Annotated in this window: 12 protein-coding genes; 3 read left to right on the top strand and 9 right to left on the bottom strand. The window is 71.8% G+C overall.

From position 1 onward, the window contains the following. A partial coding sequence (locus ACYU7H_RS08880) for an FG-GAP-like repeat-containing protein (protein ID WP_460813947.1) occupies window positions 1-1,412 on the top strand: 1,412 nt, incomplete at its 5' end. A gap of 44 nt (window positions 1,413-1,456) precedes the next feature. On the opposite strand, the gene ACYU7H_RS08875 is transcribed toward ACYU7H_RS08880, so the two are convergent. The 7 genes from ACYU7H_RS08875 to ACYU7H_RS08845 all read right to left on the bottom strand — a co-directional run bounded on the left by ACYU7H_RS08875 (window position 1,457) and on the right by ACYU7H_RS08845 (window position 19,009). Continuing rightward, window positions 1,457-2,212 carry a class I SAM-dependent methyltransferase gene (locus ACYU7H_RS08875; protein ID WP_460813946.1) on the bottom strand — a complete coding sequence of 252 codons (756 nt, stop codon included), beginning with the start codon at window positions 2,210-2,212 and terminating at the stop codon, window positions 1,457-1,459. Window positions 2,213-2,314: 102 nt separating this feature from the next. Further along, a complete protein-coding gene (locus ACYU7H_RS08870) occupies window positions 2,315-3,763 on the bottom strand; it encodes an oligosaccharide flippase family protein (RefSeq protein ID WP_460813944.1) in 1,449 nt (482 codons plus the stop codon). Window positions 3,764-3,888: 125 nt separating this feature from the next. Beyond that, window positions 3,889-5,595: a glucosamine inositolphosphorylceramide transferase family protein gene (locus tag ACYU7H_RS08865; protein ID WP_460813943.1), complete on the bottom strand. Its 1,707-nt coding sequence runs from the start codon at window positions 5,593-5,595 to the stop codon at window positions 3,889-3,891. Then, window positions 5,592-6,431: an alpha/beta fold hydrolase gene (locus ACYU7H_RS08860; protein ID WP_460813941.1), complete on the bottom strand. Its 840-nt coding sequence runs from the start codon at window positions 6,429-6,431 to the stop codon at window positions 5,592-5,594. Before ACYU7H_RS08860 ends, ACYU7H_RS08865 begins: the two co-directional genes overlap by 4 nt. Then, the gene (locus tag ACYU7H_RS08855; protein WP_460813940.1) at window positions 6,428-7,231 is read right to left on the bottom strand and encodes a serine aminopeptidase domain-containing protein; all 804 of its coding nucleotides are present in this window, start codon (window positions 7,229-7,231) and stop codon (window positions 6,428-6,430) included. The genes ACYU7H_RS08860 and ACYU7H_RS08855 overlap by 4 nt, the downstream gene beginning before the upstream one ends. Window positions 7,232-7,283: 52 nt before the next feature. Beyond that, the gene (locus ACYU7H_RS08850; RefSeq protein ID WP_460813939.1) at window positions 7,284-13,805 is read right to left on the bottom strand and encodes an amino acid adenylation domain-containing protein; all 6,522 of its coding nucleotides are present in this window, start codon (window positions 13,803-13,805) and stop codon (window positions 7,284-7,286) included. Continuing rightward, a complete protein-coding gene (locus ACYU7H_RS08845; protein WP_460813937.1) occupies window positions 13,802-19,009 on the bottom strand; it encodes an amino acid adenylation domain-containing protein in 5,208 nt (1,735 codons plus the stop codon). The genes ACYU7H_RS08850 and ACYU7H_RS08845 overlap by 4 nt, the downstream gene beginning before the upstream one ends. A 266-nt stretch (window positions 19,010-19,275) precedes the next feature. Between ACYU7H_RS08845 and ACYU7H_RS08840 the strand changes: the two genes are divergently transcribed. Then, on the top strand, window positions 19,276-19,689 hold the full coding sequence (locus ACYU7H_RS08840; protein WP_460813936.1) for a J domain-containing protein: 414 nt from the start codon (window positions 19,276-19,278) through the stop codon (window positions 19,687-19,689). A 15-nt stretch (window positions 19,690-19,704) separates the two neighbouring features. Here ACYU7H_RS08840 and ACYU7H_RS08835 read toward each other — a convergent pair whose 3' ends face one another. Both ACYU7H_RS08835 and ACYU7H_RS08830 read right to left on the bottom strand, forming a co-directional pair. Continuing rightward, a complete protein-coding gene (locus tag ACYU7H_RS08835) occupies window positions 19,705-21,105 on the bottom strand; it encodes a TIGR03013 family XrtA/PEP-CTERM system glycosyltransferase (RefSeq protein WP_460813935.1) in 1,401 nt (466 codons plus the stop codon). A 125-nt stretch (window positions 21,106-21,230) separates the two neighbouring features. Then, window positions 21,231-22,160, bottom strand: coding sequence for a 4'-phosphopantetheinyl transferase family protein (locus ACYU7H_RS08830; protein WP_460813933.1), 930 nt, complete (start codon window positions 22,158-22,160; stop codon window positions 21,231-21,233). Between the two features lie 66 nt (window positions 22,161-22,226). On the opposite strand from ACYU7H_RS08830, the gene ACYU7H_RS08825 reads away from it, so the two are divergent. Then, window positions 22,227-22,736, top strand: a complete 510-nt coding sequence (locus ACYU7H_RS08825) for a CopL family metal-binding regulatory protein (protein ID WP_460813932.1) — start codon at window positions 22,227-22,229, stop codon at window positions 22,734-22,736. The last annotated feature ends 66 nt before the right edge of the window (window positions 22,737-22,802 follow it).

Below are 22,802 nucleotides of genomic sequence, written 5' to 3'. Positions count from 1 at the left end.
TGGTCGGGCACTGCACGTACTTCCGCAACAGGCACTTCATGCAGGACGGCGACCTGTGCCGTGCCTATGGCGCGACGCTGCGTCTGGTGCTGACCGGCAACGACACGGTGGTCGTGCGCCACAACACCGTGGCCGGCGAAGGCGAAGGCCAGATCGTGCACACCGGTGGCACCAGCAGCGACCGGATCATGATCCAGAACAACGTCGGCGTCGGGTTCCCCTACTTCATCGACGGCACCAAGCGCGGCTTCATCACCGGCAGCGTGTCGGGCGAGAAGACCGTGTCCGGCAACCTGGCCTGGAACGTGGTCTCCTGTCCCACCGGCGTGACCTGCGCGAACCCGAAGTTCGCCGACATGACCCTGGCCGGGTTCGACGCGGAGCCGCTCGACGGCAGCCCGGTGGTGGACAGGGTGCCGGTGATGGCCTCGGTCGCCACGGACTTCCTGCTCCAGCCGCGCCCGGCCGGCGCGTCCAGCGACATCGGCGCGTACGAGCTCCAGCGGGACGAACCGCAGGGCGACCCGGTCAACGGCAACTCCTCTCCCCATGACTTCAACGGAGATGGCGTGGCCGACGTCCTCTGGCACAACCCGACCACCGGCGCCAGCGCCATCTGGCTGTCCGCGAACTCGAAGGCCAGGGTCGCCGTGCCGACGGTCAGCAACCTGGACTGGGACATCGTCGGCGTGGGTGACTTCGATGGCGACGGACGCTCGGACATCATCTGGCGCAACCGCGTCTCCGGCGGCAACAACATCTGGCGCTCGGGCTCGGTGCACAACCAGATGGCGATGACGAATGTCACCAACACGAACTGGCAGGTCGCCGGAACCGGCGATTTCGACGGCGACGGCGTGTCCGACGTCCTCTGGCATGACCCGACGACCGGAGCGAGCACGATCTGGAAGTCGGCCGATTCCAGGACGCGGATCACCATGGCGACCGTGAGCAACCTCGACTGGGACATCGTCGGCGTCGGGGACTTCGACGGGGACGGCCGCAGCGATGTCGTCTGGCGCAACGGCGTCACCGGCGGGAACAACATCTGGCGGTCCGGATCCGCAAGCGCGGCCATGGCCATGACCAACGTGACCAACACGAACTGGCAGGTCGTCGGCACCGGCGACTACGATGGCGATGGCGTTTCGGACGTCCTTTGGCGCGAGAAGACCACCGGCGCCAACGCGATGTGGTGGGCGGCGGACTACAGGGATCGAATCGCCATGCCGACCGTGAGCAACCTGGACTGGAACATCGTCGGCACCGGCGACTACGACGGCGACGGCCGTTCCGACATCATCTGGCGCAACGGCGTCACCGGCGGCAACAACATCTGGCGTTCCGCCTACGTGCGCACCCAGAAGTCGATGACCAACATCACGAATACCGACTGGTTGATCTCACGATAGGACGGGCGCCACGCGCACCATGGGTCCCGGGGCCGGGCCGCGTCTCACGCGGCCCGGCTTTTCTTCTTCCGGAGTTCGATCAGCAACAACCAGGCCTGGCGCTGGAAGACGGGCCATTGCAGCAGCCAATCGTCCAACCGGCGCGCGAGCGCGATCGACCACCGGCTGTTGAGGAACATCATCGGCAGGAAGGGGCGGGACAACGCTTGGTGTTCGACCGCGACCTCGAAGTGCCGTTCCAGGAGGTCGATCGACTCGCGATCGAACGGGTGCTCGTCGGGCGTGCGCAGACCGGGGGTCAGGCGCCGGAAGGCGCGCAGCGCGACGTTGCCCTGCGCCGGCTCGACGAAGCGCGCGCGTCCCGTCGGGGACAGGACGCGGGCCAGCGCGGGCGCGAAGCTGGCGAGGTCGAGGTGGTGCAGCACCCCGTCGCCGAAGGCGTAGTCGACATCGCCGTCCCCGACTGTCGCCAGCGTGTTGGCGTTGTCGACGCGGAACTCGAAATTGGGTGGGAGGCCGAGCGCACTGCAGTGTTCGACGGCCGCCGGGCTGATATCGATGCCCACGTAGCGCCCGCTGAAGCCCTCCGCTGCCAGGGCGCGCCGGCCCTTGAAGCAGCCGAGCTCAAGCACCGAGCGATCCATGCACGGCGCGGGAATCCCGGTGAACGCGTAGGCATCGGCGACCGACGCATAGACATAGCCGAGGTTCCGGTCCTCCTCTTCGATCCGGGCATCGTGGAACGCGGCCTCCGCCCTGTCCCTCGCATCCTGCCCGATCGTCGTGGTCCGCGTGGCCATGGCCGGTCCATGCAGCCCGGAAGTACAGGGTAGTCACGCAAACGCGAACGGCGGACGGACACCCCGCCGGGCGCCGGGCCGGCCTCCTCGCCCGCCCCGGCGTCAGCGAGCCTTCGCCCGCAGCGCGAGCACGAGGTCGCGGGCACGCGGGTCGAGCGCCAGCACCGGTGCGACATACAGCACGGCGAACAGACCGCCAGCCACGGCCAGGCGCGACCATGCGCCCACGGTGCCGAACAGGTCGCTCCCGAGCCCGATCCCCACGAGCAGCGCCCCGCACGCGATCGACACGACGATCGTGCGCGGCGAGGGAAACTGCGCGAGTCCTTTCGGGCACGCGACGAACCAGGCGACCGCCAGGGCGCCATAGGTCATCGCCGTCGCCCAGGCCGAACCCATGTAGCCCATCCTCGGCACCAGGAGCACGTTCAGCGCCACGTTGAGCGCTGCGCCCGCGACCGACATCATGAGCAACGCGAGGGAGCGTTGCTTCAGGAGCATCCCGTAGCTGCACACTTCGAAGAGCGCGAACAGGGCCAGGACGATCCCGACGACCACGAAGACTTCCCCCGATGCCGCCTTCCCGGCTCCGCTGAGCGCGACGAGCAGGTCCTGGCCCGACACCAGCAGCAGGGCGACGATCGCCACCACGACGTACGTCAACGGAAGCAGGATCCTCGCCTTGAGTGCCCTCACGGCGGGTGCGCCGCTCGTCTCGTACGTGCGGACGACCACGGGCGTGAAGGCTTCCCAGAGCGTGGCGCTGATGAATACGCTCACCAGGATCGCGAGCGAGTAGCCGATCGTGTAGATCCCGACGGCGGCGAAGTCGCCCGTGAGTTCCTTGAGCATCACGCGATCAAGGGTTCCCATCACCTGGTGCGCGAACTCGTTGGCCATGAGGGGCAGTCCGTAGGCCATCGCCGACCGGAAGGCCCCGGGGTCGAGGGCGGCACGCGCCACCGGCACGTTCGCGCGCAGCCAGGCCAGCAGCCAGGCGGTCAGGACCAGCGTCGCGACGAGCTTCCCGGCGAACACCGCGGTTGCGCTCCGCTGCACCAGCACCAGCGCACCCAGCACCAGCGCGAGTTCCAGCAGGCGGCCGGCCACGCGCGTGGCGACCACGAGGTCGGACCGCTCGCCGGCCCTCGCCACCATCTGCACGATGGCGCTGGCGGCGAGCATGGGCACCATCACCACCGCCAGCCAGGCGACCGGATGCAAGGCCCGACCCGACCACCACGACCACAGCGCCAGGCCGCCCGTCCCCAGTATCCACAGCAGCAGCGACAGGACCATCGGCGCCAGGACCAGGGTGGTGCCGAAGGATTTCGCGCGCCCTTCGCCGGTGTCGCCATAGGGGTAGAACCGGCTGATCGAATGCTGGGCGCCCAGCTTCATGAGGACCACGCCCGCGAGCATGAGGGCCTCGTAGTAGCGGAAAACGCCGTACTGGGTGTTGTCCAGGAGCCGGGTGACGATGGGGAAGGACACCAGCCCGGCGAGCATCAGGACCACGCTCGAGGCGGAGTAGCGCAAGTAGTGCGTCACCAGGCCGGGGCGTCGCGGCCGAGGCGTCGACGCTGCCGGCCCGGACATCGCGTTCGGCTCCATCCCCGTCTCCATGCGATGACGTCCCAACCACCCCACCGCCCGTCCGCGGCCTCGGCGGCGCATCAGGCGGACGGCTGGCCGGGCGGCGCCGCCACGTCGCCGGCGGTGCCTTCGCCCGTCGCATTGACGGCCCGCGACGCGGGCGTGCGCAGGACGCGCTCCCGAGCGAACCCGAGGGCATCGAGGACTTCCACCCCGCCGGCGGCACTGTAGGTGTGGAACCCCTTGAACCAGGACGCCTCACCGGGCGCGCAGCGGCCGAGCCGCCGCTCGCGGTAGACCGTGGGTCCCAGTTCGACGACCTCGTTGAAGACGATCGCGCTGCCGTACCGGGGCGCGCAGTCCTGGGCGGGTCGGATGAGGCGGCCGTCATGCCGGAACAGCCGCCCGGCCATCCGCGCACGGCGGACATCGCCGACCACGGGTGCGACCGGATGCGGGCGGTACGGGCCCTCGAGGTCGTCCGCGACGAAAAGGAAGAGGTCGTCGCACCGGCTGTTTCCGTTCTCGGCCACGTTGGCGAACAGGTACCAGCGTCCCTCGTGGTGGTGGAGCGTCGGGTCGACGCAGACCCTGTCGGTGACCAGTTCGCACACCCGCGTCCAACGAAGCGGGAACGCTTCCGCCCGGTACAGGCTCACCCTGCGCGCATCGTTGGACTCCACCGTCAGGTACCACCGCCCCTGCCACTCGAACACCTGGGGATAGGACAGGTGTCCCGGCTCCTCGAGCACCACGCCGAGGCGCCTGGGGCCGTCGACGGCGAGTTCCAGGCAGGCGATGCGGGCGCGATCCCCGCGCGATCGGACCATCTCCTCGACGAAGACGAGCGTGCGTCCTGCATCGTCCACCACGCAGGGGTCCGCCCACCACCCCCGCGGCGCCCGGATGATCTCGTGCCTGCCCAGCGTGGGCGCACCGGGATCGAGGGGTCGCGTTTCCCGGCGAACGGCAAGCATCCATTGCCTGCGAGGGCCATGCCGACCGGCGAGCGAACGGGCCCCGGCGCACAGGGTCGCCAAGGCGGCGCGCAACCCCGTGGCCCGGACCGGGGCGCCTTCCGGCGAGGCCAGCTGCAACCTCGCGTCCGGCACCCCGGGAAGCGACGCTTCGGCGGAGGCCAACCGGTGCAATGCGCGCAACAGCAGGGGCGGCACCTTGCGGAACGCATCGCGGCGCTGCAGCGCGAACGAGGGTGCGCGCGTCCGGCCCCAGCTGCTGGCCAGCACCTGCGGCGGCGCCCCCCCGGCGACCAGGGCCAGCGCCACCTGAGTGGCCGCTTCGCGCCGGACGATCGCGTCGACCAGGGGCAGGCCTGCGTGGCGCGGATCGACCAGGTTCGCATCGACGTGCCATCGGCCCAGTGGCGGCGCAGGGAAGGCCGACGGGTCGAAGCCGGCCCAGTGGGCCAGCATCAGGACCAGTTCCGGCTGGAGTGCGACCAGGCGATCCGCCGGTCGCACGTCCCGGTCGGCATCGTCCACGGGCGTCGCGACCGGCGCGAGGCCGGCCTCGCGGCCGTTGAGCGCGTGTTCGAGTGCCACGAACGCCCGGATACCGGCGGGCACCGACCGCACCGAAGGCAGCGACGCGTCCGGCACGACCACGACGGTGAGTTCGAGCCAGGGATTGCCACGCGCGAGCCCCTGGAACGCGATGATCCAGGCGGGAACGCGCGGCGGACACACGAGCGCCACCCTCAGCGGGTCCACCCTCCCACCGGGCACCGGATAGAGGGGCGTGGCCAGTGCGGCACGCTCGGCGCTCAAGGACGCGGCCCTCCCGCGATGTCCAGCATCCACGCCACCACCCTGGCAATCAGGCGGTCACGGTGCGCCCGCCCGAAATAGGTGTGGTCGCAATCCGGCCAATGGAGCATTTCCACGCGGGGGTCGCGCGACGGCGGTCCGAAGCTCCATTCGAACTGCCGGGGGTCGAGGAACCGGTCGCCGTAATCACCACTGAAGACGAAAAGCATGCGGACGTCGCGCGCGATGAGTTCCGCGAACTGCCTGCGCGCCAGGTGGTGCGGCGGCCAGCTCCGGAAGGCATCCGAATCAAATCCGCCATTGCCCCGCAGCCTTGCTGGAAGTCGTTTCGCGAAGTGCCGCCACTCCCGGGGCAGCCGACGCACGAGGCTCAGCACGCGGGCATAGCGGAACCAGGGCCCCGCGAACACGAGGCCGTCCAGCAGCAACAGCGCGCACACGCGGTGGTCGCGGTTGGCGACTTCCCATGCGGTGTCGGCCGCGCTGCAGATGCCACCGACCGCGAAGGCTCCGCACCGGTGGAGCGACGCAAGCCGGTCCATCGCGGCGATCGTCGCACCGGCCGCGTCGCAGTCCTGCAGGCGCGGTGCTTCACCCACGCCCGGCACGTCGAACCGGAAGCTGCGGATGCCATGTGCCGACAGTTCCCGGGCGAGCTCGGCATGGAGGCGGAACGGCCCCGCGCGTGGCTGCAGTCCGGCGCTGGGCAGCAACAGGACCGGGCCGGATGCCCCGGCCCCGGCGAGCACGCCGGTGAGGCGTCCATCCGGCCCGAAGTCCACGAGGGCCTCGCGGCCGTCGAGCGGTGCCGCTTCCGGGGCAACCACGGCGTTCACCGGGACGTGCCCTGCCGAAGTGCCCGCGCCATTTCGGCCACAGTCGCGCGGACCGCAGGGGTGAGGAAGAACGTCGCATCCATCGCCGCGCCGCGGCTGAAGCTGGGGGCCCCCGCCGGAAGCCGGAACGTGCGCGTGTAGCGATCGGCGGTCGCCCCACCTCCACTGCCGAAGATCGCCCATGCGACGGCGTTGCCGCGCCGGGTCCCGCGCCCCGGCACGAAGGCCTCGAGTTCACCGCGCAGGCGCGGGGACACCGGGAAGCCCATCAACTGGCCGTCCGAGGCGTCCGATGTCCGCGCCACGCCCGGGCGTGGCGGCGGGCGGCGATCGCGTTCGATGCGGTCGCATTCGACGAGTTCCCGCAACCAGTCGGCGCCATCCGGGACCGGCTCCCACGACACTACGTGGTCAACCGCCCCGCCGCGGGCCAGCCACGCGTCCACGACCAGCGCACCGGCGCGCCACGCCAGCGCCACCAGCCGCTGGACTTGCGCCAGTTCGCGCAGGGTCGCCGCGGCAAGGTCGAGGTCCGCGCACATGGAGTCGAAGTCCTGCACCTCGCCACGGCCCCCGGAGTCGCCCGTGCCGAGGAAGTCGAAGCGCAGGCAGGGCAATCCCGCGGCAGCCACCTCGCTCGCCACCTCGGTCAGGAATCGTCGGCTCCTTGGCATCTCGTGGAACAGGGGGGGCACGAGCAGGGCGCCAGTCGTCGCGCGCCCGGGTGCGGGATGGAACGCGGCATAGCGTCGGTCGGGCGCTTCCCCCATCCAGAGCGCCTGCCATGCGCCGGTCGTCACGTCGACGTCCCGCGGCCGGGGCGAGCCAGGTCGAGATCGCCCGGGCGCGCCATCACCGGCCCGATCCCGCGGTGAGCCCGAACAGGCGTCGGAGGCCGTCCGTGACCCGGCGCCCCATCCCGGGCCGCGCGACTTCCGTGGAACCACCCATGGGCAGCTCGTCCGCGAACTGCGCGAGCGTCCCCGCGGCGAGCCGGATCAGGCGGATCCGGACGCCCGTGTCCCGCTGGACCCGGTTGGCCATCTGCACGGCCAGCATCGAGTGCCCCCCGAGTTCGAAGAAGTTGTCCCCCGGGCCCGCCGGCACCCCGAGCAGTTCGGACCACACCTGCGCCAGATAGCGCACGCGGGGGTCGGCTGCCGGTCCCACCGCGTCCTGGAGGGGCGCGGCGGCCTCCATCGACACGGCGGGCGCCGGCAGCGCGTTCCGGTCGATCTTCCCGTTGGGGAGGATCGGGAAGGCGTCCAGCACGACGACATGCTGCGGCACCATGTAGGCGGGGAGCGCGTCGCGAAGGCGGGTCCGCAGGACCGCGGGATCGACCGCGGCGCCGGGCACGCCAACGACATAGGCCACCAGCCGCAGGTCGCCCGGCGCCATCTCGCGCACGACGACCAGCGCCTGTGCGACGTCGTCGCACGCCACCAGGCACGACTCGACCTCGCCCGGCTCGATCCGGTGGCCCCGCAGCTTCAGCTGGAAGTCGAGCCGTCCCTCGTGCTGCAGGTTGCCGTCGTGGCGCAAGCGGCCCCGGTCGCCGGTCCGGTACAGGCGAGGCGGCAGGCGCGATGGCGCCCGGTCCCCGGCCGTCGCGAACCGGTCGTCGACGAATCGTTCTGCCGTCAGGTCGGGGCGTGCGAGGTAGCCGACCGCAACGCCCGCGCCGCCGATGTGGATCTCGCCCGGGACGCCGGGCGGGCACACCTGCCCGCGCGCGTCCAGGATCCACACCGTCGTGTTGTCGATCGGCGTTCCGACGTGCACGTCCGGCGGCGCGCCGACGGGTCCGGGGTGGATCCGCGCGCATGTCGACCAGACCGTCGTCTCCGTCGGTCCGTACATGTTCCAGAGTTCCACCCCGCCCGCGAGCAAGCCGCGCGCGAGGTCCGGCGCGAGCGGCTCGCCGCCGCACAGTGCCTTGAACCCCGCATGGCCCCGCCATCCGGAATCGAGCAGCAACCGCCACACCGACGGCGTGCCCTGCATCATCGTCGCGCCACTCCGCTCGAGCAGCGACGCGAGCGCGACGCCGTCGAAGACGTCCTCGCGCGATGCAAGCACCACGCACGCGCCGTTGGCCAGCGGCAGGAAGATCTCGAGCACCGCGATGTCGAAGGACGTCGTGGTGACCGCGAGAAGGCGGTCGGATGGGAGGATGCCCGGCCTGCGCCGCATGCTCGCGAGGAAGTTGGCGACTGCACCGTGCGGTATGCGCACGCCCTTCGGCTTCCCGGTCGAACCGGACGTGTAGATGACATAGGCGGTATCGTCCGGCCCGACCTCCGGCAACCGGACATCCGGTGCGATGCCATCGATCCATCCGGCGTCGGCGTCCAGGCGCAGCAGCCTGTCATCGGGCAGGCCCAGCGGATCGGCCAGGTCGCCCTCGCCGACCACCATGACCAGGCCGGCGTCCTCGGCCATGAAGCGCAGCCGATCCGCCGGATACGCCGGATCCAGGGGCACGTAGCCCGCACCTGCGGCCAGGATGCCGACAAGGCACGCCACCATGTCCGGATGCCGGTCGAGGCACACGCCGACGAGATCCCCCGCGCCCACGCCACGCGCATGGAGCGCCGCGGCGATCCGTCGGCTCCGCGCCTCCAGTTGCGCATAACTCGTCGCCTTGCCATCGAGGACGATCGCCTCCGCGTGCGGGGTGGCGGCGAATTGCGCGGCGAGCATGCCGTGCACGCTTGCGGGACCCTGCACCGGGGCGCCCGTCGCGTTCCACGCCGCCAATGCTCGGGAATCCTCCGCCGACAGCCAGTCGAGATCCCCGAGGACGGCATCCGGCCGTGCCTCGACCCGTGCGAGCATCGCCTCGAACCGGCGCGCCATGGCGGACGCGGATGAAGGCAGCAGGATGTCCGCGTTGTAGTTGAGCGTCGCTCGCAGGCCATCGTCGTTCGCGACACACCAGGCGGCCAGGTCGTTGCTTGCGGTGGCCTGTGGCAGATCGAGGGGCTCGCAGGCCACTGTCGCCCAACGCGCGGCCGTGCCCTGCTGTTCCTGGAACGAGAACACGGCCTGGTAAAGCGGCGTCCGGCTCGGATCGCGGCGCAGGCGCAGTCCCTGCACGAGCGCCTCCAGCGCGACGTCCGGTTGCGAGAAGCAGTCGAGGACGGCATCGCGGACACGCACGATCAGCGCCATGAAGGAGGCGCCGGGGTCCACCTGCACGTGCACGGGCAGGAGATTGACGAAAAAGCCCATGACACCGTCCATCGTGGCGGGCACATGGCTGCGCACGGGGACCCCGACCACCAGGTCGCGCTGCCCCGTCAGCCGGTACAGCCATGCGAAGTAGACGGCCAGGAGGGTCATGAAGAGGCTCGCGTCCACCGCCGCCCCGAGGCGCCGGAGGCCGGCAAGGGTGTCGCCATCGATCCGCACGGATTCCGAGCCGCCCCGCCCCGAGGGCTCGAGCGGACGCGGCAGGTCCTCCGGAAGTTGCAGCGGCTCGATCCCGGCCGGGAGCCTCCGCAGCCAGTGCGCCAGTTGCTCCCGGGCCTCGGGCAGGACGGCCTGCCCCCGCTGCCAGTGGACGAAATCGACGTAGCTGCGCTCGAGCGGCGGCAGCGCCACGGCCCGGCCCCCGACCCGCGCGCCATACGCCTGCGCCATCTCGAGTTCGAACAGGTGCTGGGAGACGCCGTCCCAGATGGCGTGGTGGGCCATGAAGAACAGCACGTGGGTCTCCGGATCGAGTCTGAACAGTCGCGTGCGGAACAGGGGTGCCGCGGCCAGCGCGATCGGTTCGGCGGAGAGCGCCTCGATCCGTCGCATCGCCTCGGCGTGCGCTTCGTCGCCAGGCCGATCCGACAGGTCCTCGAGCGGCAACGCGACCGGGACGTCGCCATGCACGCGCTGGATCGGGTCGTCACCCTCGACCTCCAGCGCGGTCCGCAGGCTCGGCTGGTGCGCCACGACGTCGGCGAGGGCCGCCCCGAGCGCGGCGGTGTCCAGGCCACCGCGCAGCCGGTACGCCGATGCGATGCCGAAGGTCGCCCTGCCCGGGTGGAGCTGTTCCTGCACCCAGACCCGTTGCTGCATCGGCGACAACGGCGCGCGCGACTGATCGGGTTGGCGCGCGATCTCGCCGGGCGTCGGCGGGCAGGCGGCCGCGTCCCGGGCCTCGGCGATGCGGGCGACGGCTTGGGCCAATCGCGCGGCGGTAGGCGCTTCGAACAGGGTGCGCAGGGGCACGCGGATCCCGAATGCGTCGCCGACGCGCGCAAGGAGCCGGGCTCCCAGCAGCGAATGACCGCCCATCGCGAAGAAGTCGTCGTCGGGTCCGACGTCCCGCTGTCCCAGCACGGCGGCGACGAGTTCTGTGATCCGACGCTCGGCCTCACTGGCGGGTGGCCGGGGCGTGGCCGCGCCCGCCACCACGCCGGACGGCATCGGCAGCGAGCCGCGGTCGACCTTGCCATTGGGCAGCAACGGGAGCGCATCGAGCACGACGACGTGCTGCGGCAGCATGTAGTCGGGCAGGCGGTCGCGCAGGTGCCCGACCAGCCCGTCCACGTCGACCGCCGTGCCGGACGCCGGGACGACGTAGGCGACCAGCCGCGCATCGCCGGGGACGTCCTCGCGCACGGTGGCCACCGTGCCGGCGACGGTGGGATGGCTGGCGAGCGAGGCTTCCACTTCGCCCAGTTCGATCCGGTAACCCCGGACCTTGACCTGGAAGTCGAGTCGCCCGAGGTGCTCCAGCTGGCCGTCGGGTCGCCAGCGCCCCCGGTCTCCGGTGCGATAGAGGACTGCGTCGTCTCCGGCCCCGGCCAGGCGATCGGGGACGAAACGCTCCGCCGTCATGTCGGGCCGTCCGAGATACCCCAGCGTCACGCCGTCGCCACCGATGCAGATTTCACCCGGCACGCCGCGTGGACAGGGTTCGCCGCGCGGATCCAGGATCCGGACGATGGTGTTGGCGATGGGGCGGCCGATGCACACATCGGGCGGGCTTTCGTCCGGTGACGCGTGGATCCGCGCCGCGGTGGACCAGACGGTCGTCTCCGTGGGGCCGTAGAGGTTCCACAGTTCGCCGCAGCAGGTCGTCAGCCTGGCCGCGAGATCGGGCGGCAGCGCCTCGCCGCCGCAGAGGGCCTTGAAGGCGGGACCACCGCGCCAGCCGGCCTCGAGCAGCAATCGCCATGTCGACGGCGTTGCCTGCATGACCGTTGCACCGCTTCGTGACAGCAGCCCGGCCAGTTCGTGGCCGTCGGCGGCCGTCGCCCTGTCCGCCAGGACGACGCAGGCACCGACGGACAGTGGCAGCAGCAGTTCCAGGACGGCGATGTCGAACGAGAGGGTCGTGACCGCGACCAGCCGGTCGCCCTCGTCCAGTCCGGGTTCGTGCAGCATCGCCGCGAGGAAGTTGGACACCGCGCGGTGCGGCACCACCACGCCCTTCGGACGACCGGTCGAGCCGGACGTGTAGATGACGTACGCCACGTCGCCAGGGCGGGCGGCGGCCCCGTCGCGGCCTGGGCGCGTTGCGGGCATGGCGTCCAGCGCCTGCATCGCGTCCTCGAGCACGAGCACGGTGCCAGGCGTTGGATCGAAGCGGGCCACGTGTTCGCGCGAGGCCACCAGCAGGCGCAGCCCGGCGTCGGACGCCATGTAGGCGAGTCGCGCCGCGGGGAAGTGCGGGTCGAGCGGGACGTAGCCGGCGCCGGACTTGAGGACGCCGAGGAGTGCGACCAGCATGTCGACGTCCCGGTCCACGGCCAGGCCCACGAGCGCCCCCCGCCCCACCCCGTGCTGCCGAAGGAGGTTCGCGAAGCGATTCGCGCGCGCATCCAGCTCCGCATACGTGAGTGCGACGGCGCCGCACACCACGGCGGTCCGTCCGGGCGATCGGTCGCACTGGAGTTCCAGGTACTCGTGCATCCGGCGTTCGCGGTCGTACGGTCGGCGCGTGTCGTGGAGCGCATCGAGCTCCTCCAGCGCCGGTCGGTCCAGCACGGGAAGTCGTCCGAACTCGGTCGCATCGGACGCCACCGCGGCGCGCAACAGTGCTTCGTACGATTGCAGCCAGCGCTTGACGGTGGCGCCGTCGAACAGGTCGCTGTTGTACTGGCATTCCAGGTGCAGTTCGCCGCCCTGCTGCACGGCGTTCACGAACAGCTCGAAGGTCTCGTTGGCGCGCGGATTGCTCCGGAACGCCAGCTCGAGTCCGGGGAACGATTGCCCTTCCTGGTCCAGGGCCTGGTCGAGGTTGAACAGCACCGCCACCAGTGGCACCCGGGAGGGGTCGCGCTCGACACGGAGTTTCGCCAGCAGGCTGCCGAAGGTGATGCGCTGGTGCTCCAGGGCATCGATCAGGGTCGCCTGTGCGTGGTCCACGAGGTCGCTGAACGATTGGGCGGGATCCACGTCGAAGCGCAGGGGCAGCGTGCTCACGCAGTGGCCGACCAGCGTTTCGATGCCCGCCACCGGCTGGCCGGCGGCCGGGATGCCCACGACCACGTCGCGCTGTCCGGTCAACCGCGAGAGGAGCCCGGAGAAGCCGGCCAGGAGGGTCGCGAACAGGCTCCGTCCCCGTCGCGCACCGAGCTTCCGGAGCTCCTCGAGGACGGCGTCGTGCAGCACGTGGTCGACCCGCGCCGAGGCGGTGCCCCGGCGAACGGGACGGGGCCGGTCGGTCGGCAGGTCCAGCACCGGAACCTGGTCCCGGAATCGCGCCAGCCAGTACGCCTCGTCCTCCGCATTCGCGGGATCGGCCTTCGCGTCGGCCTGCGCGAGGGCGTAGTCGGCGAAGCTCGCCGGCGGGCCGGGCGGCGCGGACGCGGCACCGGTCCGCGTGCCGTACAGGGCGCCCAGCTCGCGCACGAGCACCCACCAGGACCAGCCGTCGCAGGCGATGTGGTGCGCGGACAGCATCAGCAGGTGTTCCCCGTCGCCGAGGCGCAGCAGTTCCGCGCGGAACAGCGGTCCGCGTGCAAGGTCGAACGGCGTGCGCACCGACGCCTCGAGGCGCGCGACGCGTGCCGCCTCGCGCTCCGCGGCGGGCATCGAAGCGAGGTCCAGGCACGGCACCGCGATGTCCGCGTGCTCGAGCACGCAGAAGGTCTCGCCATCGGGCCCCACGCTGGCGCGCAGGGAATCGTTGCGGTCGACGAGGTCCTGCAGCGCCGCGTGCAGCGCCGGGACGTCGAGCGGCCCGCGAAGATGCAGCGAGACCGAGAGGTTGAATGCGAGCGACGCCTCCGTGCCGAGCTGGTCGGCCAGCCAGATCTCGCGTTGCGGGTCGGTGGTGGGGACGACCACCGCGAGCGGCCCGCCCTGGAACGGGTCGTAATCGACCGGCTCGAACCGCGGCGGGACGACGGCCAGGGAATTCATGTGCCCACCTTCAGGTACTTGCCCGGGCGGGCGGAATCGTCGACGAACCACGCGGGACGTCCGTCCGGTTCGCGCCCGAGCCGGGCCCCGGGGACCGTGGGGTGCACGGAATCCATCGGTGCGCGGCGCGAGGTGCCGCGCGTGCGGCGGATGTCGCGCCGTGCCGCATCCACGCCGGTGACGGGTGCATCCGGACCGGCCTGCGCCGGGAGGCGTTCGGCCAGGGTGGCGGCCAGTCGCTCCAGCGACGCGCACTCGCCCATGAGCTGGCGGAAGGTGATGCCGGCGGCGAAGGTCTTCTGCAGCCGCGTGGCGACCTGTGTCAGGACCAGGCTGTCGAGTCCCAGTTCGATGAAGTTGGACGCGCGGTCGTCGTCTTCGATGTCGACGCCGGACACCTCGCGGAACATCTCCCTGAGCCGGGCCAGGAGGCCGCCATCGTCGACCGGCGCCACGACCGGCGACGGTGCGGCCGGGCGGGCTTCCTGGTGTTCGCCAACGGTCGCGATGGGCGATGCGCGATCGGCCAGCACCGGGTGTGCCCGCACGTTGCCATCGCCCGCGGGCGCGGCGTCGACCCAGTACCGCTCGCGTTCGAAGGGATACGTCGGCAGGCACAGACGCCTGCGCGACGTCCTGCGATCGAAACGCCCCGGGTCGATCGCGGTGCCCACGCTCCACAGGCGCCCCGCCGCGAGCCTGAGGCTGGCCACCTCCGTCGCAGGGTCGTCGGCCAGCGTGGGGATTGCCGGGATGCCGTGGGCACGGCTGTCCGGATGCTGGCGCGCGAGTGCGCACAGGCTTCCCCGGGGGCCCACTTCAAGCAGCACCCGGGAGGGCGCGTCGAGGACCCGCGAAAGTGCGCTCGCGAAGCGCACGGGCGCCCGCAGGTGCGAGGCCCAGTAGTCGGCCGAACACGCGGTGGCGGCATCGAGCCAGTCCCCGGTCGAGGTCGACACCACGGGGATCCGCGGCGCGGCCGGATCCAGCCGCGCCACTTCGGCACGGAACGGTGCCACCACCGGATCCATCATCCCGGAGTGGAAGGCATGCGAGGTGCGCAGCGCGCGGCAGGCGATCCCGGAGACCTCGAGGTTGGCCTGGAACGCGGCGACCGCCCCGGCCGTCCCGGCGACCACGCAACTGGCGGGGGCGTTCTCGGCGGCCAGCGCGACGTCCGCAGGAAGCATGCCGGCGATCGTGTCCGCCGGCAGGCGCACCGACAGCATCCCGCCCGGGGGCAGCGCCTGCATCAGGGCGCCGCGCCGGGCAACCAGCCGCAGCGCATCCCGAAGCGGAAACACGCCGGCGAGCGTCGCCGCCACGAACTCGCCGATGCTGTGGCCGATCATCGCCGTCGGCGCCAGCCCCAGCTCCATCCAGTTCCGGGCGAGCGCGTATTCCAGGACGAAGGTCGCCGGCTGCATGACGGCCGTGGGCAGGAGTGCCTCGGGATCGTCGGAAGACATGCGCGCGCGCAGGGCCCTCGCGTCGTCCGGGTCCAGCGCCTGCATGCATTCCTCGAACGCGGCCGCGAAGCCGGGCTCGGCCGCGAGCAGTTCGCGTCCCATGCCCGGGTAGGTGGCGCCCTGCCCCGGGAAGAGGAACACGACATCGCGCTCCCGCGCCGGGCGCGCCGCCGCGGCCGCGTCGGCGACCGCGGTTCCACGCAACTGGCCCGCGGCGTCCGCGGCATCCGACGCCACGATCGCCAGGCGGCGCGCCATGGCCTTGCGTCCGGCCGACAACGTCCACGCCACGTCCGCGAGGTTCTCGCCGGGCATCCGCTCCAGGTGTCCGGCCAGGCGCGAGGCCGCCTGCGCGAGCGCCGTCGGCGTGCGTGCGGAGAGGACGATCAGCTGTGGGCCGGTCGCCGGTTCCGGGTCGGGCAACGACGGGGCTTCCTCCAGCACCACGTGGGCATTGGTCCCGCCGACGCCGAACGAGCTCACGCCCGCGCGACGCGGACCGTTCCCGGCCGGCCAGTCGCGCGTGGCGTCGTTGACGACGAAGGGCGAGTCCGCGAAATCGATCGCGGGGTTGGCGGACTCGTAATGCAGGCTCGCGGGGATCGTTCGCGCGGAGAGGGACATCGCGGTCTTGATCACGCCCGCGGCACCGGCGGCGATCACGAGGTGCCCCACGTTGCTCTTGACCGAACCGATGCGGCAGAAACCGGTGTCCCCGGTCCCGCGACGGAAGGCGCGCGTCAGGCCTTCGATCTCGATCGGATCGCCCACGGGCGTCGCGGTGCCGTGCGCCTCCACGTAGCCGATGCTGCGCGGCGGGACGCGCGCGTTGTCCTGTGCCAACGCGATCACCGCGGACTGGGCCTGGCTGCTTGGCGCGGTGAAGCTGGCCTTGCGGCCGCCGTCGTTGTTGACCGCGGTACCGAGGATCACCGCGTGCACGGGATTGCCGTCCCTGAGCGCGTCGGACAGCCGCTTGAGCAGCACGACGGCGGCGCCGTCGCTGAACACCGTGCCCTGCGCCCGCGCGTCGAACGTGCGCGTGTGGCCGTCGGGCGAGAACATCGCCCCTTCCTGGTATCGATGGCCGCGGCGCGGCGGGCAGACGATGGAGGCGCCGCCGGCCAGCGCCATGTCGCAGCTGCCCGCGCGCAGGCTGTCCACCGCCTGGCAGATCGCCACCAGCGACGTCGAGCACGCGGTGTACATGCTGATCGCGGGACCGGTCAGGTCGAGCTTGTGCGCGATCCGCGTCGCGATGTAGTCCTTCTCGTTCGCCAGCGTGACCTGGTACGCACCGACCGTCTCGACAAGGTCCGGATGCGCCAGCACGTGTCGCTGCAGGTAGGTCGCGTGGTACGTCCCGGCGAACACGCCGACGGGGGTGGTGCTGCCGTCGGGCGCGTGCCCGCCCCGCTCCATGCATTCCCAGCACAACTCGAGGAAGACCCGGTGTTGCGGATCCATGAGCCGCGCTTCGCCCGGATTGATCCCGAAGAACGCGGCATCGAACATCTCGACGCCATCGATGACGCCGCGCGCCGGCACGAAGTCGGGGTCCAGGCGATCGGCCGCCGGGATGGAGGGGTCGAGTTCGTCCGGGCAGAAGCGCGTGATCGTGTCCCGGCCGGCACAGAGGTTGTCCCAGAACTGCTCGACGTCCGCGGCGCCGGGAAACCGGCCCGCCATGGCGATGATGGCGATGGGCTCCGGGCGGTTGCCGCGCGCGCCCGTTTCCGGACGGTCCGGGCCGGTCGCGGGATGGCGGTGCTGTCGCGGCAGGCGTGCCTGCTCGATCGAGTCCCCGTCGGTGCCGGCAACTGCCGCGGCGAGCGCTGCGGGGGTCGGATGGGCGAAGACCAGCGTGGAGGCGACGTCCCGTCCCGCGAGCTCGCGCAGTCCGTCGAGCAGGCCCGCCGCGAGGAGCGAGTTGCCGCCGGCCTCGAAGAAGTTGTCATGCCGTCCGACCTGCGCGATGCCCAGCGCGTCGGCGAAGAGCGCGCAGATGCGTGCCTCGGTGCCCGCACGGGGCGGCGCGTAGTCCGCTGCCAGGTCAGGGCGCCCTTCGCCGGGCGGCGGCAGCGATGCCCTGTCGAGCTTGCCGTTGGCCGAAAGCGGCATCCGCTCCAGTTCGACGAAATGCGCGGGGACCATGTAGTCGGGCAGGCATTCCGCCACGTGCCGGCGCAGGTCGGTGGTTCCGGCGTGCGCGGCGCTCCCGTTGGCGCCGCCATCCCGGAGAACGACGTAGGCGACCAGCCGCAGGTCGCCGGGACGGTCCTCTCGCGCCACCACCACCGCCTCCCGGACCGCGGGGTGGTCACGCAGCCGTGCCTCGATCTCGCCCGGCTCGACCCGGTTGCCGCGGATCTTGACCTGGAAATCCTTGCGGCCGATGAACTCGACGTTCCCGTCCGGGAGCAGTCGGCCCAGGTCGCCGGTGCGATAGAGGATGCCCCCCGTGCCCGTGGGGTCGTCGATGAAGGCGGCTGCGGTCAGGTCCGGGGCGAGGTGGTACCCGAGGGACCTGTACGGGGTCCCGATGTGGATCTCGCCCGCCTCGCCCGGCGGCACGGGCGACAGGTCCTCGCCGAGCAGCACGACCCGCGCCCCGGGGATCGGCGTTCCGATCGGCACGAACGGCGTTCGCACCGGTTCATCCGGCAACAGGTGGCAGAACTTCGCCAGCGTGGTTTCGGTCGGGCCGTACAGGTTGGCCAGGCGGATGCGGGCGCCGAAGCGCCGGATCCATGCATTCGCATCCGCCGCCGGCAGCGCCTCCCCGGCAAGCAGCACGTACCGCAGCGCCGGGAACCGGTCCGGCGCCGGTTCGCGCTGGAGCAGCAGCCGGAAGACCGAAGGCACGCAATGGACGAGCGTGACACCCGACTGCTCGATCCAGCGCTCGAGCGCGGCCGGGTCATGCAGGGTCGAACGCTCGGGGATGCAGAGCGTGCCGCCCGCGCACAGCGGCGCGAACACGTCGCGCAGGTACACGTCGAACGACGGGCCCGTCAGCTGGCTGATGCGCGAACCGGGACCGAGCCCGAACGCCGCGATCTCCCACTGGATGAAATGCGCGAGCCCCCGCGTCCTGCCAAGGATCGCCTTCGGGCGGCCGGTGGATCCCGACGTGAAGTAGAGGTAGCAGGGGTCGTCGGGGTCGACGGCGCGCGGTGCGTCCCGGCCGTCGCCATCCGCGACGACCGATGCCGCGGGCGCGTCGGACGTTGCCCGGGGCGCCCCGTCGACCACCAGCACGCAAGGGGCCAGATCGGATCCGTCCACCAGCGCGGCGAACGCGGCGGCGGTGGAGGACCGCACCAATGCCGCCGCCGGGGCGGCCACGTCGATCATGTGCCGGAGGCGCTGCGACGGCTGCGTCGTGTCCAGCGACGCGAACACGCATCCAGCACGCATGCATGCGAGCGTGGCCGCGACCTGGTCCACGGGATCGTCCAGGAACAGCGCGACGATCGAGCCGGCGGGCACGCCCGCGCCGACGATGTCCGCCGCGATGCGGCGTGCACGCGCGTCCAGCGACCGGTAGTCGACGTCCTGGCCGGCGTGGGAGATCGCGATCCCCATCGGATGGTCGACGACCATCCCGCTGAACAGGTCGATGACATTGCCTGCACGCAGCGGCACTTCCAGGGCGGCTTCCGGCGGTCCCGGCCGGGCGACGGCATCGGGGCGGGAATCCACCCCGCCCTGCCCCCGCGCATCGCCGTTCATGGGGCGGTTCCGCCCCGGGGCATGCTTCCGCATCCGGACGGCCCCCCCGGGTCCGAAGCGATCGACGCACCCATGTCCACACCCTCCGCTTGACTGCAGTCGCGCGCGTCCACGACCCGGGACAACGCCACGCCGCTGGCGGGACGGCCACTGCCGGGCACGCGGCACGCCGGGCGCATGCGTCTCGCCCGCGCGAGGTCACCCCGTGCGTCCGCGGCCGCCGGCATCGCGGCAACGCGTTACGATGCGATTCCCGGGAGGGCCTGATGGACGACCCCGACTTCTCGCTGCTGTATGCCGACCTGGGCTTGCCACCCGACTGCAGCCTCGAGGAGTTCAAGCGCGCCTATCGCAGGCGGGTCGCCCGATTGCATCCCGACCGCAACGGCGGCGCGACCGCGTCACCGGACTCGCAGGCCGCGCTCCGCTCGCTCTTCGCCGCGCATGCCGCGGTCAATCGTTTCCATCGCCGCCATGGCCGCATGCCCGGGGGCATCGTCGGTCGTGACGGCGTCCCGGGTGGTTCCCGCGTGCCGCCGAGGTCCCACCTTCCAGCGGTGACCGCCGCGGGCAACCCGGTCCGCCGCGCCGCCCGTTCGACGCTCGGTCTCGCGATCGTGTTCGTCGTCCTGCTGGTGCTGCTGGCGTCGCGTGGCTGGCTGGACGTCATGCCGGGCTGAACGCCTGGCGCAAGTTCACCGCGCGCCCCGCCGGAACAGCACGACCTCGACCGTCTGGAGCAGGATCAGGAGGTCAAGCACCAGGCCGTGGTTCTTGACGTAGAACAGGTCGAACGTGAGCTTCTCCTCGGCGTCGTGCACGGAGGCCCCGTACGGGTAGCGGAGCTGTGCCCAGCCGGTGATCCCGGGTTTCACGCAGTGGCGGACGTCGTAGTAGCGCACTTCTCGGCTCAGCATGTCCACGAACTGGGGGCGTTCCGGGCGGGGCCCGACGAAGCTCATGTGCCCCCGCAGCACGTTGAAGACCTGGGGCAGTTCGTCCAGGCGGGTCGCGCGCAGGAACCGGCCGAACCGCGTGCTGCGGTCGTCCTCGCGACTCGCCCACCGGGCCACGCCATCGGCTTCGGCGTCCGCGCGCATGCTCCGGAACTTCACGAGTTCGAACCCGCGTCCGTTCTCCCCCACCCGGGTCTGCCGGTAGAGGATGGGCCGACCGGATTCCAGCGCGATGCAGGCCGTCACCACGAGCATGACCGGCAGGGCCACCACCAGCAGCACGGTCGCCGCGACCAGGTCGAAGAAGCGCTTGACCAGACGCCGCGGCACCGAGTGGTCGAAGCCCCCTGAAAAGGCCAGCCACGAGGGATCCGCGACGTCCAGTTTCACCATCCCCGCCTCGCGCTCGAAGAACGTCGACAGCGAAGTCATCGAGATCCCGCGCTGCGCGCAGGTGAGCATGTCCTGCATCGGCAGCGCGCCGCGCCGCTCGTCGGGCGCGATCACGATCTCGAACACATGCAGCCATTCGGCCAGTTCGGGCAGGGCGAAATCCGTCCGCAGCAGCATCGAGTCCGGGACATGCACGGGCTGGCCCGGCAACGGGACGAATCCAACCACGGTGATCGCGTGCCGGTCCGACTCGCGGCGCAGCCGCGTGTTGATCAGGTCGGCATTCGCGCCCGCGCCCAGGACCAGCACGCGGCGCCTGAAGACGTCGGTCCGGATGACGTGGTGCAGCACGGCCCGCAGGGTGGCCACGCCCACCAGGCCCAACGCGAGCGTCGCGACGAGCCCGCCCGCCCCGGGGGCGGCCGAGGAACGCGGGAGCCACCCGCCAAGCAATGCCAGCATGAAGCCGGCGAAGGCGAACGCCAGCACGAGGCGCACGGCGAGTTCCCGCCGGCTGTGGCGCACATGCACCTGGTAAAGGCCGAGCGCCGCCATCGACATCGTGGCGACAATGGCTGCCGCGAAGGCGCTCGTCGTGGAGAACGCCGGCGCCCCGGCCGCGCCGCCCGATGGATCGAGCGGAAGCACCCACGCAACGACGCCATGCGCCAGGACGAGCATCACCAGCTCCGCCAGCCAGAGCAGGCACAGTGCGCGGCTCTTCCGGCTCGCCAGGACGAGGCTCATCGATCGACGTCCAGGCCGGCCCTTCGCGCGAGGTCACGCGTCCGGCCTTCCGGGTCGCCCCTCGCCGGGCTCGGTCCCCGATTGGCCCGTGGCATGCGCATCGCACCCCCGTTGCGGCTGCCCGATCAGCGGTCCCCGGCGCGATCCACCGATGTGCCCCGCGGACGGTCGTCTGTCCACTCGGGCGAACGGAGGAATGCCCGGGCCGCGGCCCCGGGGATGCCGGCCGGTTGGAATGGGCCGATCGACGGTGGGTCGTGCAGTTGGGCGCGTGGCACTTCCCGCGCGGGCCGCCACCACCCGGAGACGACCGGCAGCCCGGGGGGCGCGGCCACGGCCACCACGTGCCGCGGGCCGGCGTCCAGGATGCTTGCGTGGGCCCAGGTTCCGGCGTGGTCCACCAACGGCAGCCGACCGTCGCGCGGGGCCGGGAACGACGACATTTCGCGCGCCAGCCCCACGCCGGCGGCCTTGAGCAACGCCTCCTTCCTGACCCAGAGCGCCAGCAGGGCGGCGCTCCACGCCGGCTGCACGAGCGGGGCGAGTTCCGCGGCATCCACCGGGTGGCACACCCGCTCGGCGATCCCCGGCATGACGGACGCCCTGTCGGCCGGTTCGATGTCGATCCCGACCGGGCCCGCGGACGCCACGGCCACCGCGCAACAGCCGTCGGCGTGGCTCAGGCTGGTGGTCCAGGCGGTCGCCGCGATCCGCGGGCAGCCGCGCGCGTCGCGCCGCAGCGGGACGTCCAGGGGGTCGCACGCCAGGACACGGCCCAGCAGGAGGCGGTGCAACGCATAGGAGAGCGCGAGTGCCTCGCGGTCGTGCTGGAAGCGGCGTCGCGACACGCGATGACGCTCCGGCGGGTCCAGGAGCGCGCGCGCCTCGGGCAGCCAGGCACGCCATTCGGCCAGCTCGAACAGGCCCACCACGACGTGGCCCCGGGCACCCGCAGGCCGTTCCATGCCGGCTCCGGCGGCCGCGAAAGCCGTGCGGAGGTCGGTGCGCGGCGTGTTCCGCTCCACGCTCGCGCGACGCACCTGGATCTCGAGCATGGACACTCCTCGGGTCGCGGGAAAGCACGGCCCTCGTGCCTCCGGTGCAACGCACGGCGACGATGCATGCGGTCATGTCCAGAGGGGCCCGATGTGAACGTTCGGGGCCGCCCGCGCCGCCGCGGCGCGGTCCCGGGCGCCCGTTCGCTGCTACCCTTTGGCGCGATGCATACCCCGGTTGCAGCGCTGCTTCGCCTCCTGCTGTGCCTCGCGCTGGTCCTGAACGGGCCGGGTGCGGCGTTGGCGGCCGCGCACGCACACCATTCCACGCCTGGACACAGCCAGGCCGATGGCATCGCAGACAGCCCGGAGGTCCGGGCCGGCGACCACGGTGGCCATTGCGAGCCCTCGGGGTCGACCGCCGACCATTCCGCCGGCGTCCCGGCCGATGGTGCGGCACCGTCGTGTTGCGACGGCCCGGAGTGCGAGGGCGCGTGCCCCGGCGTCCAGGTCGCGGCCGTCCTTGCGCCCGGGCCCTGCATGACCGGCGTCGAAGGCCGCTGCGACGCGATGGCCCCCGTGGCGGCGCACCCGTCGCCACCGGCCGCGAGGCCGACCAGGCCACCGATCGGCTGAGCGTCGCCCGGGCGCACGATGCGCCATCGAGCGCCGCGACGATCGCGGCCATCCAGACCGATTTCG

The organism is Luteimonas pelagia, from assembly GCF_054776035.1.
This window is presented reverse-complemented; position numbering and strand designations above follow the sequence as displayed.

Excerpts from the sequence above, each read along its gene's own strand:
- ACYU7H_RS08875 (WP_460813946.1), bottom strand. The coding sequence starts at position 2,212 with ATGGCCACGCGGACCACGACGATCGGGCAGGATGCGAGGGACAGGGCG.
- ACYU7H_RS08850 (WP_460813939.1), bottom strand. The coding sequence starts at position 13,805 with ATGAATTCCCTGGCCGTCGTCCCGCCGCGGTTCGAGCCGGTCGATTAC.
- ACYU7H_RS08845 (WP_460813937.1), bottom strand. The coding sequence starts at position 19,009 with ATGAACGGCGATGCGCGGGGGCAGGGCGGGGTGGATTCCCGCCCCGAT.
- ACYU7H_RS08840 (WP_460813936.1), top strand. The coding sequence starts at position 19,276 with ATGGACGACCCCGACTTCTCGCTGCTGTATGCCGACCTGGGCTTGCCA.
- ACYU7H_RS08835 (WP_460813935.1), bottom strand. The coding sequence starts at position 21,105 with ATGAGCCTCGTCCTGGCGAGCCGGAAGAGCCGCGCACTGTGCCTGCTC.
- ACYU7H_RS08830 (WP_460813933.1), bottom strand. The coding sequence starts at position 22,160 with ATGCTCGAGATCCAGGTGCGTCGCGCGAGCGTGGAGCGGAACACGCCG.
- ACYU7H_RS08825 (WP_460813932.1), top strand. The coding sequence starts at position 22,227 with ATGCGGTCATGTCCAGAGGGGCCCGATGTGAACGTTCGGGGCCGCCCG.